We start from the raw sequence: 14,790 nt of genomic DNA, 5'->3' as shown, positions 1-14,790 counted from the left end.
TTCACCCCTATTAAGCATCAACATTTTTATATGTTGATAAACTTACTTAGCAAGCTCAGTTTGAGCTTGCTGTAAGGTCTTGGCCAGACGGGCAAAAATTTTTATTTGAAAAGATACAGCTTAAACAAAACTTTTTTACTAAAGATGATCTTTATTGATAAAATATTTAAGTTTTTTTAGAAGCTTTTAACTATCGTTCGTTAAAAGCTTATATGAGGTTGATAATTTTAATATATAAAGCGTGTATTGATTATTTAGCCTGCTCTTACCTCTTCCGCCTTTTTAATCAAATTTTCGTATTCATCCTGGCCTAGGTGCTCCAGCCACGTTGCGCTTTTACCCTCCTTTTCAAAGGTTACCGCGATATGCTCGCCGTCTTCGCGCAGTCCAGCTCCGTGCCAGTGTTTGACGCCAGGCGGACAGAGCACTGCATCGCCAGCACGGGCGATTTGTACGACTCCGTCCGCCGTGCCGGTGTAAATTTTACCTTGCGTTACGATTAAATTTTGCCCTGCGGGATGCGTGTGCCACGCCGTGCGTACTCCGCGCGGAAAATGCACTAGCGATGCTCCTGCGTTTGCATAAGGCGTTGCACCGAAAAGTAGCGTGACCTTAGGCAGTCCGCCTGCAAAAATTTTATCGCTCACCTTGTCATAGACGGCGAGATTTTCCTTTTTAACTAAAACTTGCTTTTCCTGCATCCTTTCTCCTTTGTTTATATTTTCCGCAATGTTTTCCCGTGTGTTTAATTTAACGCACGCAGAATCGCTGCCATATTTAAAATTTTAAGAAATCTTCATTATGTTGGCTTTAAATTTAATCACAAATTTAAAGCCAAAGTGCAAAAGTCGCCTAAAATTTCGCAAGCCACTCTTTTATCTCTTTTTCGCTCGGCCTCTCGCCGAAGCACTTCCCCGCTAGCCACTCGCCGCCGTTTGCTTTCTTGGCTAAATTTTTATCGCTATTTTCAAGCCCTGAGCTATAAACGGTGCAAAACGGGATCAACTTTTTGCCGCTAAAATCGTTATTTTTTATAAACTCGTCGATCGGCCACGCAGCATCGTGCCACCAGATCGGATAGCCTACGAAAACGACATCATAGCTCTCCCAGCCTTCGATTTTAGCGTTAGCCAAAGGCACTTTCCTAAGCGACGTATCATCATGCTCTCGGCTAACGCGACTTCTTGGATCGTTGTAGTTTAGATCCGCGTTCGTGTAGGGCTGCACCGGTTTTAGCTCGACTATCTCGGCCCCTAAATTTTGTGCTATTAAATTTGCCGCTCTAGCCGTATTGCCGCCTGCTGAAAAATAGACTACGAGCGTCTTTTGGGGCTCAAATTTTATATTTCCTGCTGTACTTTCGACCGCCGCGAATGAACACATAGCAAGCGCTCCAGCCATTATTTTGCTTAATTTTTTCATTTTATTTTCTTTCCTTTATCTCATCTGTTCTTGCCAAAATTTGACCGCCTCATCCAGCCAGCCCTGTGCTGCCGTGCCGGTGCCTAAGCCAAATCCGTGACCTAAATTTGCGTAGCTACGAAACTGCGTTTTAACGCCCGTAGCGGCTAAATTTCGTATCCGTCTCTCCATCACGCCGGGGCTTGCGATCCAGTCGTTTTCGCCAACGACGGCAAAGGTCGGCGGATCGTTTCGCGTAAAATCCGAATAGCCCGTATATTGCATTATCACGGCTGCAGGTCGCGGATGCGAGCCCTGCTCAAAAGCCTGCGTGCCGTAGCTTCCCAGCATCGCCGCAAGCCTAGCTCCGGCCGAGCCGCCCCACAGCGAATAAAACTCCGCTCTCACCTCAAGCTCCTTTGCGTGCTCAAAAATAAAGCTAATCGCACGAGCAAGGTCTTGCGTCCCGCTCCTAGCGCCCGGGCGGTAGATCAACGCAAAGGCGTTGTAGCCCTTTTTAGAAAGCTCAAGCGCGTGCGGGAAACTATCATGCATCGCGCCCACATAGGCAAAGCCGCCTCCGGCGACCACCACTGCAAACGGCTTGCCCCGCTCGCCTTTAAAATAAAAAAGCCCAGTATCATTTTTACGTGGATCGGCGGCTTTTTCGGTATTTGAGTAAATATCGTAAAATACCTGCTTGCCGGCTTTGGCGCGATCTTTTAGATAGTTTAAAATTTCAACCGTTTTATCGGCATCGATATGCTCGTACCACGTCAAATTTAGCTCGCCGAGCTTACCGCCGCTAAAGTAACCAGCATCTGTAGGAAAAAGCAGCCTGCCGTAGTCACCAAATGCCGCATCATGGACGACGTCTGAAATTTTGCTCTCTTTTGTAAAATTATCGTTCATTTGCCCTCCCGCTAACGCTGCCGCAAATAGCGCCGAAATCAAAAACTTTTTCAAATTTAACCCCTAGAACCAAAAACCGCTAAAGACTTTTTAGGGCATCTCTTGCGTTTTGCAGCGCGACTTTTAGTTTGTCCGCATCGCCAGCCGCCGCATAAGTAGCCAAGCTAACGAGCGCTAGCTGTTTGTTGCTAAGCGCCCCGCTAAGCTTTGCCGCGTGCGGAAGCTCGTTAAAATTTATCATCGCTTGCTTCTTTGCCGAGCTTAAATTTAAAGCGAATAAAATAGCTAAAACAATTCTAAAAATTTTTACCGCATACCCTTTGTTTTTATTCGTTTTTACAAATTTTCTCCGTAAAACTGGGCTAGTTTTTTCATCGCGACGTCCACGTATTCGGGCTTATAGTAAGTGTCAATATGTAGCGCTCCGTCTATCTTAAAGTACTCCTTCTTCTGCGTACCGCTAGCGCCCGCGAAAGCTCGCTCGCTCATATAGGCGCTGTCGGCTTTGGAGCCTACCATCATCAAAAGCGGCTGATTGATTAGATCCATATTGCTCGCAGCGTCGAAGTTCATGAGATCTAGCAGACTGCTTTTGGTGTAGGCGAAGGTGGAGTTTGGATGCACGTGCGTGCGGTGGTAGTATTTTAGCCCCTCGCGGTAAAGATCGTTGGTGATTTTGGCTATCTCCTCGTCGGTTAAATTTGGATCCGGCACGTATTCAACCTCGCCCGTTAGCACCTCTTTGGCGCGTGCGTCGCTAGCGTCTTTTAGTCGTTGCTGGATAGTCGAAATTTGCGCATCCAAAAAGCCGTTTCGCCTAGCTAGTCCGCTATCAAAAGCACTTAGCGTCGCCACGGCTTTGAAAATTTTATCAGTCTGCGCGGCTTTTAGCGTATATCCGCCGCCTCCGCAGATGCCTAGCACTCCGATACGGTCGCTATCTACGCCTTTAAATTTAAGCAAAAAATCGGCTGCCGCGCGGATATCCTCGATCCTGTTTGCAGGCGTATCGACGTTGCGCGGCATACCCCCGCTAGCGCCCTGATAAGCCGCGTCAAAGGCGATCGCGACGTAGCCAAGCTCCGCTAGGCGCTGCGCATAGAGACCCGCTACCTGCTCCTTCACACCGCCGTTTGGATGCGCCACGACGACGGCCGCGTAACTCTTGTTAGGATCAAAATTTGCGGGCGTATAGACGTTGGCCGCGATATCTAAGCCGCGAGATTTATAGCTTACCGGCGTCAAATTTACCTTGCCCGCCTCGTTTTTGCTTATCGCGTCGCCGTAAACCAGGCCGAACGGATTTTTAGCCGCATTTGCGGCAGCCTCTTTGCTCGGGTTGGCGAATGGGACTTTGAGTTTTTCTACCCTCTCGCCAGCATTGTTTTCTTTTGCGTTTAAACTGCTCATAGCTACTGCTCCTCCTACTGAAATTTTCATAAAATCGCGTTTTTTCATTGCTTGCTCCTTATTTATAGTTATTTAGTCTTTTGACCCATTGCGGGTCGCGGTGATCGAAAAATAGGCCTGCTTTTATTGTTTTGGCGTATTATCCTTCATCCAGTTTATAATCCGTTTTACCATGCTGTCATCTCTGTGGTCGGAAAATAGCGTCTTGCCTGTATCCAGCGCAGCGATAGCAGCCATATCATCAGGCGCAAGCGCGAAATCAAAAATATCGAAATTCTGCCTCATTCGCTCGATTTTTACGCTTTTTGGAATGACGGCGATACCGCGCTGAATTAGCCAGCGCAAAATAACCTGAGCCGCGCTTTTGCCATATTTTTCACCGATACCACTTAGCACGGCATTTTTAAATATATCGTTTTTACCCTCGGCGAAGCTAGCCCACGATTCAAATGCTATGCCGTAGCCATCAAGTACGCGTTTTAACGCTTCACGCTGATAAAACGGATGGCACTCAAGCTGATTTACCGCAGGGATGACGACGCTGTTTTCGCACAGATCGACGATCCGATCAGCGTAGAAGTTGCTAACGCCGATAGAGCGGATGCGACCCTCTTTTTTAAGCCTACTCATCGCTCGCCACGCGCCGTAGGTGTCGCTATATGGCTGATGGATGAGATACAGATCGAGATAATCAAGCCCTAGCTTTTTCATCGACGCATCAAAGGCTTTTAGCGCTCTATCCTCGCTTACGTCGCTCACCCAAAGCTTTGTGGTGATAAAAAGCTCCTCACGTTTCACGCCGCCGGCTATCGCCGTTTTAACCGCCGCGCCAACGCCCTCTTCGTTGCGATAAGCCTGCGCGGTGTCGATGAGACGGTAACCCACGCCAATCGCATCCTCAACACATCTTTGAGCCTCCGCAGACTCCACCTGATAGACTCCGTAGCCTAAAATCGGCATTTTGTTGCCGTCGTTTAAGGTTAAATACTGCATTTTTGCTCCTTGTAATTTTGATTTTTAAACTGAAATGATTATAACGGTTTTTAAAAAAAGGAGGTAGAACGATCCTACAAAATCATTGCCTATTTCTGCAAATTTTATAAAAAATGCAAAATTTAGATCAAAATTTGTAGTTATGGTGGGTCAAAAATGTAAATTTAGATAAAAGAGGCTTAGAAGATAAAATCAACGAAAGAGACAGAAGGTCTGCTCGCACTAAATTTAAGCGCCCGTTATGGCTAAGACGTGCGCCTTAGGAGGCATGCCAAACATCTTGGAGTATTCCCTATTAAACTGCGAAGGGCTCGCGTAACCGACGGCAAATGCAGCCTCTGCGGCGTCTAAATTTTGATTTATCAAGAGATTTTTTGCCTTTTCGAGACGGATCTTTTTTTGAAACTGAAGCGGACTAAGCGCCGTAATACGCTTGAAGTTATGATATAGCGACGATGCGCTGATGCCAAGCTTTTTGGCTAAATTTTCGATATTTATCGCCTCGGTGTAGTTTGATTTTATCTCTTTGGCAGCGCGCGTAACGCGGTTTTCTATGGTTTCTAGCATTGCGTATTGGCGCAGGAAATCGCCGTTTTCACCCTTTAAGAGTATGTATAAAATTTCCTTTATCGCGAGCTTTGCTAAAAATTTAGCATCGTTTGGACGCTCTAGCAAACGGATGAATTTAAATACGGCTTCAAGCAGCTCATCGTCTACCACCCCAAGAGCTAGCCCTGCAAACTCACCCTTTTTGCTCTCGGCGCCGCCTATACTCTCGATCACGCCCAAGATATCTTCTAGCTCAAAGTTGATCTTTATGGCTAGATACGGGCAGCCTTTGATCTTTGCAACGGCGGGGATATGCGTAGCGGCTAGCAGATAGCGCTGCTCATCGTACTCGTAAAAATCATTACCGACTTTGGCCAGTTTTGAGCCTTTAAAAACCATGCAAAGCGCCGGCTCGTAAACGCCGGTTAAAAACTCGGTCGGCACGCTTGCTCGGTAGACAAATAGCTCCTTTATATCGCTTTGTATCTTGCCGTCTGAGCTAAATTTAGCGTCCAAATACTTGCAAATTTCATCTATCTTGCTCATTGTGCCTCCTTAGTTTTTTGGAATTTTAGCTAAATTTTGCCACTTTTTACATGTGGATAAACAAGCATAATAGCTGATGTAAAATTTGGATGAGGTTGTTCTACCCCATCTCCATCCCAGCATCATCTTTTGTAAATTTACCTCTTAGCTCTGGCATCTCATTTACTATCATATCTTTTAGCTCTGGGTTGATATTTGCTATTTCAAGTAAAAGGCCTTTAAAGTTTTTCAATGTAGAATTTTCCTTTTCTAGGCTTTCGCTTTTACGTGCTAGAGATTGGTTTTCTTTATCCTTGCTCTTTAACAATGCATTTTGTTCATCTATCTTTGTTTGCTGATTAGTATATGCTTTTAGTCTGTTTTTAAGATACGTTATCTCATTATCTTGCTCAGCTTTGGTTTCTTTTAAATCATCTAGCTCTTTTTCTAGCTGTTCTTTTTCTTTTAAGACTTCTAAGCTTTTCTTTTTATCTTCCTCTATGATCTTGTTTTGTTCTGTTACTTGCCCAGCAAGAAGCTCTACCTTTTCTTTTAGCTGCTCATCAGATGTGATGGTTATGCTTTCTTGCATTTGTTCAAAAACAGAATTTCTAAGACCTACTATTAAAGCTCTTTTTTCATTTGGCTCTAACCTAAAGTACTCGTCGCCCAACAAAGGCTCTTTCTTTTGCATATACTTATTTGCTTCCGCTTCTATAAGCTTTTGAATTTTCTCTTTTAACTCTTTCTCGCTCTTATATTCACTTGCTATTTGGTGCATTTGGGTTAAATTCTTATGTCTATTTTTACTTGGTTTACCACGAAGTACCTGACCTTCAAATGCCTCTGCTCCCATATCTTGTAGCTCTTTACCAAATTTTGCTGTTTGTGCCTTACCGCTAAATCTCAAATTTGCATGCTTCTCAAAGTTATAGTTTGTAAAGATGATGTGATAGTGTTTGGTCTTTTCGTCATTATGCTCAGCCACAAGCAGACACTTTGCGCCATACTTCGCGCAGTAGGCGTTTATAAATCTCATTACTCTATCCATGTGTATGTTTTCATTTATAAATTTTGACTCTTCTTTGTTTAATCCTTCTTTTGGCTCTTTCTTTCTATCTGTGCCAAACGTGATGATAATCTCACAAAAGCTACTCATATCTTTACGCCAAGACTTATTTATAGGAGTTTCTTTGCCTTTTCGTTTTTGTGTATAAGACTGCTTGGTATAGTCCTCTTTAAAGCTTTCTTGATAACCTTTAAGTAAATTCTTTACAAAAGATATATTATGTAGCTCATCATCTTTACTATTGGCATCTCTCATGTTACCATTGCCATTAAACTCGCTTAGAAGTTTGTAACGATTAAGAGTGGTTTGGTTTTTGTTGAGATACTTTATATGCTCGGTTTGATTTTTCTCACGACATGCATGTGCAAATCTACCTATAGCTCTACCATATGTTAAAAAATCTGACCTTACGTTTATAACTAGATTGTGGTCTTTTATTTTATATGCATTAGCCATGGCAAATCACCTCACTACATAAACTTTCTCTCGTGCTAGCGGTGTTAATTGCTATTAATGAAAATTTTTTCATTTTCTTCCTTTTTAAAAAAAGTATTTATAGTAATTACACCAATTTTGGAAAAAATTTCAGCTAGAAATGCAAAATTTTGTAAAAAGTTTATTTTTTAAGAAAGAAAAGTTAGAAATATTAAAATGATAGATGTTGAAAGTGCGTATTTAAAGGAGTTTGAGATAAAAAGCCAGGAGTAGAAATTTAAAACAAATCTGTTTTTATGATATTAAAAGGGTGATGACTTTATAATCGTTGGAATTTTTAAGAGACTGTCCCACTTTAGTAACTAAGTGTTCCACTCTTAAAGGAAATTTTAAAGAAAGGGAAAGAACAAAAGCATCACTGCTAGTGCCTAAAATAGGATGTTATGGTGTCACGGGGGAGACTTGAACTCCCGACCTCCGGCTTATGAGACCAGCGCTCTAACCAGCTGAGCTACCGTGACACTTTAAAATAAGTTTCGGATTATATAATTTTTAAACTTATTTGTAGATAAAAACCATCTTTATCTACAAACACAAAGTAAAAGCACCAAGAATCAATAAAATGTCTATTTCACGAAATAATTTTGAGCTAGAGATTTATCCTCAGGTGTGATGCTAAATTTCTCGCCAGCGACGCTAACTTCAAATTTATTTTCTCTGCTTGCTTTTGTATAAGCTAGTGCGAGCCTTGCGGCCAGCTCTTTATCAGCTTTACTAGCATTTTTATTTATAAAACTAACAGCTCCCACGATGTCATCGCTCTCTTTAAAATTTACTTGGTCAAATTTATCATTTGGATGAGCCAAAAGTGCGTTATTATCGCTCTCATCACGCCCTATTATCATTTTTGCACCATCTGGTAAGCGCAGATGCCTACCAAGCTTTAGCCACGTTACATCGATATCTCGCATCTCTTTATCAAATTTCAAGTAGTCTTTTATCTTAACTGCAAAGCTCTCAATAGTGAGCAAACATCCACCTCCAGGCGTTGCAAAGTCCTCAAAGCCAAATTCCTTTGCCAAAGCAAGTTGCGGCTTTCTATCGCGCCCACTTATATCAAGTAACTTCTCTCTATCGACCCAACCCTCGCGCTCTGGCTTAGTTGGTGGCAAGAGCTTAGCGCACATCGGACGAAGCACTAGATCATCCTCGTCATCAGCTAGGCGCTTAACCTGAAAGAGTGCGTCTCTGCGCTGGCTCATAGGTCTTTGCCCCAGAACTTCGCCCGTGATAATAAAATTTGCATTTTCACTTTTTAGCATATTTAGAGCTGTTTTAAACATATATCCGTGGCAGTCGATGCAAGGGTTAAACTGCTTGCCGTAGCCGTATTTTGGGTTAAAAAGCACATCACGAAGATACTCATTTCTCATATCAACTACTTTTAAACTAGCTCCAGCCAAAGCTGCGCGGCGTCTTAAAATTTCATGTTTTTCTTCATCTACGCCAAATCCAGTATCCATATAAAGTGCGACCACTTCGACGTTTTGATCGCTTATTAATTTCATTGAGAGCATGCTATCAAGCCCTCCGCTAAACAAAGCTAAAGCCTTCATTTTTATCCTGAAAGTAAAATTTAAAGCCTAAATTTACTAAATCTAGGCTTTTATGAAGTTTATTTAGCAGCGTTAATTACGATTTTTTTAATCACTTCGCTTGCGGCTTTTAGACTGCTAACTGGCAAATACTCGAAGACGGAATGAAAGTTATTTGCCCCTGTGAATAAATTTAGCGTTGGCACACCTTTTGCGGATATCACAGCGCCATCATATCCGCCACGCATCGGCTTTATATTTGGCGTGATATTTAGCTCGCTAAAGGAATCTTTTGCTAGTTTTATCGGAAGTGAGTTTTCATCTTTTAAAAATTTAAAGACGTTTTCATAGCGTGTTTTTAGCGTGATTTCGCAACGCTCTCCATAAATTTTGTTAAAAGAATTTGCCATATCACTTAAAAACTCAAGCCTCTTTTGAAATTTCACCTCATCAAATTCTCTTATGTCGATCTTGAGCGTCGTTTTTGCGCTATTTCCGCTAAGCTCTTTTACCCAAAAATAGCCCTCCTTACCCTCGGTACACTCTGGCACTTCGCCGCCTGGCAAAAGTGAGATAAATTTATGCGCAAGAAGTAGCGAATTTACAAGCTTGCCCTTTGCATTCATCGGATGAGCCGAAACGCCTTTAAAGAACATCGTGCAGTCAGCCGCGTTCCAGTTTTCATATATTAGCTCGCCTATCTCGCAGCAGTCTAAGCAGTAACCAAAATCAGCTCCAAGCAAATTTACATCAAGTGCTTTTGCCCCAAGTAAGCCCTGCTCCTCATCTGGCACGAAGCAGATCACGATTTTACCGTGCTTTACATCAGGATTTTGCATAAAGTAGCTAGCCATATTTACAATGCTAGCGATCGCAGCCTTATCATCAGCCCCAAGCAAGCTAGTGCCGTCAGTCACGACTATGTCATCACCAACGTACTTTTTAAGCTCTGGGTTATCGCTAAATTTTAGATAAATTCCCTGCTCTTCGTTTAGGCAGATGTCGCCACCTGTGTATTTTACGATTTTAGCTTTGGTATCATTTTTTTGCTCACTACTTGTATCTAAGTGCCCAAAAAAGGCGATGCTTGGAGCATTTTCACAGTTTGCAGGAATTTTTGCTATCAAGATAGCATTGTCTTGCAAGATGATATCTTTTATGCCTAGCGAGCTAAGCTCTTCTTTTAAAAACTTAGCCAGCTCGTACTCGGTTGGATTAGAAGGCATGACACCTTTTAGTCCATTCTCTTTATTTGTTGTGGTGTTAAATTTTGTATAGTTTAAAAATCTCTCTACGATATCCATTTTTCATCCTTTTAGATGACAAAAAATGCAATCGCTACAACAGAGACAAACATCCCTAAAAATGTTCTTTTAGCGATTTCAACTGGACTAACCATCGCAATGCCTGCACAAACGATAGCAGCACCGGCAATCGGGGAAGCCGATCTACCTAAAGCACCAGCAATAGCTGCTGCCATACCAAGCTTATCTTGTTCAAAGCCAAGTGCAGCGGCATTTGTTGTGACAGCTTCGTTAAATGCAAATGTAGCAGCGTCGCCTGAACCTGTAACTATACCCATGATAAATGGCACAAATGTTCCGCCAAATTTAACGTAACTTTGATCTGTTTTTAGCCATGCGATGACCACATCAACGGCTCCACATGCCTTTAAACCAGCGACAAAGACACCAGCTGCGATGATGATACCCATAACATCGGCATAAGCGTGGCCCATTCCGTTAAAAAATTCTTTTGTGATCTTTTGCGGATTTGTAAGTGTAGCAAAGATAGCTATGATGGCACCTAGTATCATCGCCTCAGCAACGCCCATCTTTGTCCACGCAAGAAAGCTATAATCTTTTGCAAGGCTTGTTCCGCCAATAACCAAGATAACAAGTGGAACTAGAGGCATAATAGCGTAGATGAAATTTACTTTAAATAGTGGCTTCTCTTCGCTAGCAGCACTACTTTCAAGAGTGAAATTTGTATTTTTTTGATAGTCTTTAAGCAGTATCGCAACAATAACTAACGCGATCACTACGATAACAAGAGCAGTAAATGCACTTGGAATTTGTACTTTTATGACATCTTGAACTGTGTAGCCCTCAACCGTTTTTTTAACAAGATCAGCTACATAGACGTTGTGAGCCGATCCTGGGCTTAAAACTCCACCAAATGTCCCTGCAAAAACAGCAGCACCAGCCATAGCTGGGCGGATACCTGAAGCCATTAGAAGTGGTATAAGCGTCGCACCAACAGCAGCGGAGCATCCTGCAGCTGAAGGGATAGCGATATTTATAAAATAAGTTAGCACGGTTGTTGCAGGGATTAGTATAAAGCCCACATTTTTAAGCGGCTTTGTAAGAAGTGCGACAAGGTGTTTATCACACATTGTGTATTTCATAACAAATGCAAAACCCATACTTGCACAAATCGCCTTTATAAGCCCTGCTTTAGTCATATAGTCAGTAAAAGCGCTTAGTGCCCCCATCGGTTTTAGTGCGATTAAACAAAGCACCAAACCAACACCTATTAGCACCGTTCTTGTCTCTTTTTTTAAGATAAGAAGTGCTACAACAGCTGCGATGCCAAGAATGGCAGCAATTAGCTTAAATGTTTCCATACCTCTCTCCTTGTTTAGATTTTAAATTTAGTTCCAACTTCTATTTTTTCTATCTCTTTTTGATACTCAAATTTTAAAATTTCACTGTGTCCTATGACCTGGGCCTCGCTATCCTCTATGAGTAAAGCCGTACCTTCAGGCAGTGCGTAAATGGTCTCTTTTGGATTAGCTATCAAAAATTCCTCTAGTCTCTCTTCTCTACTCTCACCGTTATGACCTGCTAGCTTGCCACTTATGAAGTGCGGATTGATCTGATATGGGAAGATATTTAGACTATCAAATGACTTTGGCATGATAATAGGCATATCATTTGTCGTCATCATCGTCTTGCCAGCTATGTTTGCACCAGCCGACCAGCCAAAATACTTTGCGCCATTTGCCACAGCTTCTTTTATAGGCTCAACTAAATTTAGCTTATAAAGAGTGTAAAGCAGCATAAAGGTATTTCCTCCGCCAACTGCGATACTGCTAGCATTTTTAATAGCTGAAATTTTATCCTCGTAGTGGTGGATTGATTTTATATTGCTATTTTTTAATCTATCAATTACTTTTTGCTCATACTCGTCATTTGTTCGCCTAACTCCAGCGTAAGGGATAAATAAAATTTCTTCCTTGCCGCATTCACCTAAAAATTCCTTAACCCAGTTTTTGCAGTGCCTTAAATAGCCAGTATCTTGATAGCTTGAAGCACTGATTAGTAAAGCATTTTTCATTTTTTTACTCCATTTAGTTTGTAAGCAGATCTTAGATAGACATCAACTCCAGCCACCAAGCACTCCTCATCAAAGTCAAATTTGCAGTTGTGATGGCCTGCTTTTAAATTTGTGCCGATCATCATATAGCCACTCTTTGCGCCCCTATCTTGCAAGGCTCTCATAAAATGAGCAAAATCTTCACAAGCACCAAAATCAAGCTCTTTTACGATCTTATCATCATCTATAAATGGACTTTGCTTTGCTGCTTCATAGAAAATTTCAGTTACTTCTTTGTCGCTATCGGCTCCGTTTGTGCCACCAGTTTTTACGACTTTGCTCTCTACGCCATAAATTTGGCTAACGCCTTTAACAATATCCATGCATTTTTCATACATGAAATCATTTAAATTTGTATCCTCGCCTCTTGTTTCGCAAGCTAGATAACCATTTGGCGCGATGACGTTTCTGCCTTCACCTGCTTTTAAAACGCCTACGTTTATCCTGGTCACGCCTTTTGCATGTCTTGTGATACCATGCATGCTTAGTGCCATTTGAGATGCTGCTAAAAGGGCATTTGCACCATCTTGAGGTGCTCCTGCTGCGTGAGCTGAACGACCGGTGATATGTACGTCAAATTTTGAAGTTGCAAGTAGCTTATTTGTTCCACAGATGATGCCTCTATTGGTTTTTGCTTGAAAGCCGATATGTCCGCCTAATAGATACTCTACACCATCAAGCACACCAGCAGCTTCCATAGCCACAGCTCCTCTTGTGCCCTCTTCTGCTGTTTGGAATATAAATTTAAATTTACCGTTAAACTCATCTAAATTTTCAGCTATAAGTTTTGCTACACCAAGACCTATCGATATGTGTCCGTCATGCCCACAAGCATGCGTGATACCAGCGATATCTGTACCAAAGCCATCTTTGTAAGGTCTGTGATCAGCGTCTGCGCTCTCTGTCACATCAACACTATCAATGTCAAATCTAAATGCTGTAAATTTACCAGGCCTTTTTGTATCTATAAAGGCTGTTAGGCCAGTTAGTCCATCTTTCATATAAGGAAGATATTTTGCCTCTTCAGGACTTAGGAGCTTTTTGGCTCTTTCTATTGCTTTTTCGCATTGCTCTTTTGAGCCAAGACCAAGCCTTGCATCAGCTTTAACCACCTTGTCACCAAGGCTTATTTCATAACCAAGATCACTAAGCCTCTTTGCTAGCACAGCGGTTGTAAAAAATGTAAACCAACCAGTCTCTGGATGTGAGTGAAAATACCTGCGATCCTTGATCAGCTCATCTTTTAAAGAAAGAGCCAAATTTGCTATCTTATCCATAGATTTCTCCTTATTCATTTGATAGTTTAATTAGTGCATTTGTTAAAATTTGTGTAGCTTTGAAAGCATCATCAAAATTTATAGCTTCTGCTATATTGTGACTGATGCCACCAACGCAAGGTATAAAAAGCATGCCAACGCTACTTGCAAGTTTTGTTAGATTCATCGCATCGTGTCCAGCTCCGCTTGGCAAAGTAAGCGTTTTTATGCCAAGTTTAGCAGCCTCTTCGCTTAGTAAATTTATAGCATGCTCGCTTAGTTTTACTGGCTCGTCACTACTTAATTCTCTTATCTCATAACTAAAATTTAGCTCACCGCTTAGCTTTTTTATAAAATTTCTAAGCTCTAAATTTAGCTCTTCTAGGCTTGCCTTATCAATATCTCTTAGATCAACTCCAAGCCTCGCCTCGCCTGGCACGACGTTTAAAACGCCTGGCTTTGCATGTGCGTAACCAACAGTAGCCACAGCTGTTTTTTTGTTTTTAGCAAATTTATTGGCAGCGATTATGATGTGTGAAGCAGCTAGTAGCGCGTCACTACGCATATTCATCGGAGTTGCACCGCTGTGGTCTGCCTTACCATGAATAATAATTTCAAATCTTATAGGAGCGGCGATACCGCTTACTACGCCAACGCTTATGCCGCTTCGCTCAAGCACTGGGCCTTGTTCAATGTGAAGTTCTAAATATGAATGAAGTGAGTGTTCTTTTAAAATAGAATCATTTAAATTTTGCGGTTCAAGTCCAAATTTACTCATCGCTTCAAAAAGCGAAATGCCATCTTCGTCTTTTAATTCATGAAGCCTTTGTAGGCCAAGTTTGCCGCTTATTATCTTGCTGCCAATGGTCGCTGTCTTGAAACGACTTGACTCTTCACAGCAAAAATTTATCAGCCAAAGCGGACGCTTTAGTTTAATGCCAGCTTCTTTTATCGAGGTTAATGCTTCAAGTCCAGCCATAACGCCGAGTGTGCCGTCATAAAAGCCACCATTTGGCACGCTATCTATGTGAGAGCCCACACAAACTGGCTTCTCGCCTGGCTCACAGCCATCATCATATATGGCAAAAATATTGCCAACATTGTCAATTTTAAGTTTAAAGCCATTTTCTTCTATTAAATTTATAAGAAAATTTCTGGCTTCCAAGTCTTCTTTGCTAAATGCAAGCCTTGTTAGCCCTCCACCTTTTAATGCTCCAAATCTGCTTATAGCATTAAAATTCGCCTCAAATCTTTTAAAATTTATCAT

14 protein-coding genes and 1 tRNA gene are annotated in these 14,790 nt (G+C 41.9%); all 15 read right to left on the bottom strand.

The features are described from left to right. Positions 1–254: 254 nt before the first annotated feature. Positions 255–701 (bottom strand): cupin domain-containing protein, encoded by a 447-nt coding sequence (locus tag A3223_RS08870; protein WP_084109988.1) that lies wholly within the window; start codon positions 699–701, stop codon positions 255–257. Between the two features lie 151 nt (positions 702–852). Then, on the bottom strand, positions 853–1,422 hold the full coding sequence (locus A3223_RS08865) for a flavodoxin (protein ID WP_084109987.1): 570 nt from the start codon (positions 1,420–1,422) through the stop codon (positions 853–855). Positions 1,423–1,437: 15 nt separating this feature from the next. After that, positions 1,438–2,313, bottom strand: coding sequence for an alpha/beta hydrolase (locus A3223_RS08860; RefSeq protein WP_141081809.1), 876 nt, complete (start codon positions 2,311–2,313; stop codon positions 1,438–1,440). A gap of 79 nt (positions 2,314–2,392) precedes the next feature. Then, a complete protein-coding gene (locus A3223_RS09675) occupies positions 2,393–2,554 on the bottom strand; it encodes a hypothetical protein (RefSeq protein ID WP_180378725.1) in 162 nt (53 codons plus the stop codon). 95 nt (positions 2,555–2,649) lie between these two features. Continuing rightward, positions 2,650–3,771, bottom strand: a complete 1,122-nt coding sequence (locus A3223_RS08855; RefSeq protein WP_257639282.1) for an alpha/beta hydrolase — start codon at positions 3,769–3,771, stop codon at positions 2,650–2,652. A gap of 75 nt (positions 3,772–3,846) precedes the next feature. Further along, positions 3,847–4,716, bottom strand: a complete 870-nt coding sequence (locus tag A3223_RS08850) for an aldo/keto reductase (protein WP_084109985.1) — start codon at positions 4,714–4,716, stop codon at positions 3,847–3,849. 228 nt (positions 4,717–4,944) lie between these two features. Further along, the gene (locus tag A3223_RS08845) at positions 4,945–5,811 is read right to left on the bottom strand and encodes an AraC family transcriptional regulator (protein WP_084109984.1); all 867 of its coding nucleotides are present in this window, start codon (positions 5,809–5,811) and stop codon (positions 4,945–4,947) included. 100 nt (positions 5,812–5,911) lie between these two features. Further along, entirely contained in the window at positions 5,912–7,315 is a 1,404-nt protein-coding gene (locus tag A3223_RS08840; protein WP_084109983.1) for a hypothetical protein, read from the bottom strand. Positions 7,316–7,738: 423 nt separating this feature from the next. After that, positions 7,739–7,815: transfer RNA gene (locus A3223_RS08835), tRNA-Met, on the bottom strand. 105 nt (positions 7,816–7,920) lie between these two features. Next, positions 7,921–8,910, bottom strand: coding sequence for an argininosuccinate synthase domain-containing protein (locus tag A3223_RS08830; protein ID WP_084109982.1), 990 nt, complete (start codon positions 8,908–8,910; stop codon positions 7,921–7,923). A gap of 59 nt (positions 8,911–8,969) precedes the next feature. Then, positions 8,970–10,193, bottom strand: a complete 1,224-nt coding sequence (pepT, locus tag A3223_RS08825; RefSeq protein WP_084109981.1) for a peptidase T — start codon at positions 10,191–10,193, stop codon at positions 8,970–8,972. Positions 10,194–10,204: 11 nt separating this feature from the next. After that, positions 10,205–11,515: a C4-dicarboxylate transporter DcuC gene (dcuC, locus tag A3223_RS08820; RefSeq protein ID WP_084109980.1), complete on the bottom strand. Its 1,311-nt coding sequence runs from the start codon at positions 11,513–11,515 to the stop codon at positions 10,205–10,207. Positions 11,516–11,529: 14 nt separating this feature from the next. Then, a complete protein-coding gene (pepE, locus tag A3223_RS08815; protein WP_072594104.1) occupies positions 11,530–12,228 on the bottom strand; it encodes a dipeptidase PepE in 699 nt (232 codons plus the stop codon). After that, on the bottom strand, positions 12,225–13,544 hold the full coding sequence (locus A3223_RS08810) for an amidohydrolase (RefSeq protein WP_084109979.1): 1,320 nt from the start codon (positions 13,542–13,544) through the stop codon (positions 12,225–12,227). The genes pepE and A3223_RS08810 overlap by 4 nt, the downstream gene beginning before the upstream one ends. Positions 13,545–13,554: 10 nt before the next feature. Continuing rightward, complete coding sequence (locus A3223_RS08805) at positions 13,555–14,790, bottom strand: M20 family metallo-hydrolase (RefSeq protein ID WP_084109978.1); 1,236 nt, start codon at positions 14,788–14,790, stop codon at positions 13,555–13,557.

This window comes from Campylobacter concisus (assembly GCF_002092855.1).
Taxonomy (GTDB): Bacteria; Campylobacterota; Campylobacteria; order Campylobacterales; family Campylobacteraceae; genus Campylobacter_A; species Campylobacter_A concisus_AI.
The sequence above is the reverse complement of the archived record's forward strand: the minus strand, read 5'-3'. Positions and strand labels throughout refer to the sequence as shown.

Coding starts and splice junctions, on each gene's coding strand:
- dcuC (WP_084109980.1), bottom strand. CDS start 11,515: ATGGAAACATTTAAGCTAATTGCTGCCATTCTTGGCATCGCAGCTGTT.
- A3223_RS08870 (WP_084109988.1), bottom strand. CDS start 701: ATGCAGGAAAAGCAAGTTTTAGTTAAAAAGGAAAATCTCGCCGTCTAT.
- A3223_RS08840 (WP_084109983.1), bottom strand. CDS start 7,315: ATGGCTAATGCATATAAAATAAAAGACCACAATCTAGTTATAAACGTA.
- pepT (WP_084109981.1), bottom strand. CDS start 10,193: ATGGATATCGTAGAGAGATTTTTAAACTATACAAAATTTAACACCACA.
- A3223_RS08830 (WP_084109982.1), bottom strand. CDS start 8,910: ATGAAGGCTTTAGCTTTGTTTAGCGGAGGGCTTGATAGCATGCTCTCA.
- A3223_RS08860 (WP_141081809.1), bottom strand. CDS start 2,313: ATGAACGATAATTTTACAAAAGAGAGCAAAATTTCAGACGTCGTCCAT.
- pepE (WP_072594104.1), bottom strand. CDS start 12,228: ATGAAAAATGCTTTACTAATCAGTGCTTCAAGCTATCAAGATACTGGC.
- A3223_RS08805 (WP_084109978.1), bottom strand. CDS start 14,790: ATGATAAATTTTAAAAGATTTGAGGCGAATTTTAATGCTATAAGCAGA.
- A3223_RS09675 (WP_180378725.1), bottom strand. CDS start 2,554: ATGATAAATTTTAACGAGCTTCCGCACGCGGCAAAGCTTAGCGGGGCG.
- A3223_RS08855 (WP_257639282.1), bottom strand. CDS start 3,771: ATGAAAAAACGCGATTTTATGAAAATTTCAGTAGGAGGAGCAGTAGCT.
- A3223_RS08845 (WP_084109984.1), bottom strand. CDS start 5,811: ATGAGCAAGATAGATGAAATTTGCAAGTATTTGGACGCTAAATTTAGC.
- A3223_RS08850 (WP_084109985.1), bottom strand. CDS start 4,716: ATGCAGTATTTAACCTTAAACGACGGCAACAAAATGCCGATTTTAGGC.
- A3223_RS08865 (WP_084109987.1), bottom strand. CDS start 1,422: ATGAAAAAATTAAGCAAAATAATGGCTGGAGCGCTTGCTATGTGTTCA.
- A3223_RS08810 (WP_084109979.1), bottom strand. CDS start 13,544: ATGGATAAGATAGCAAATTTGGCTCTTTCTTTAAAAGATGAGCTGATC.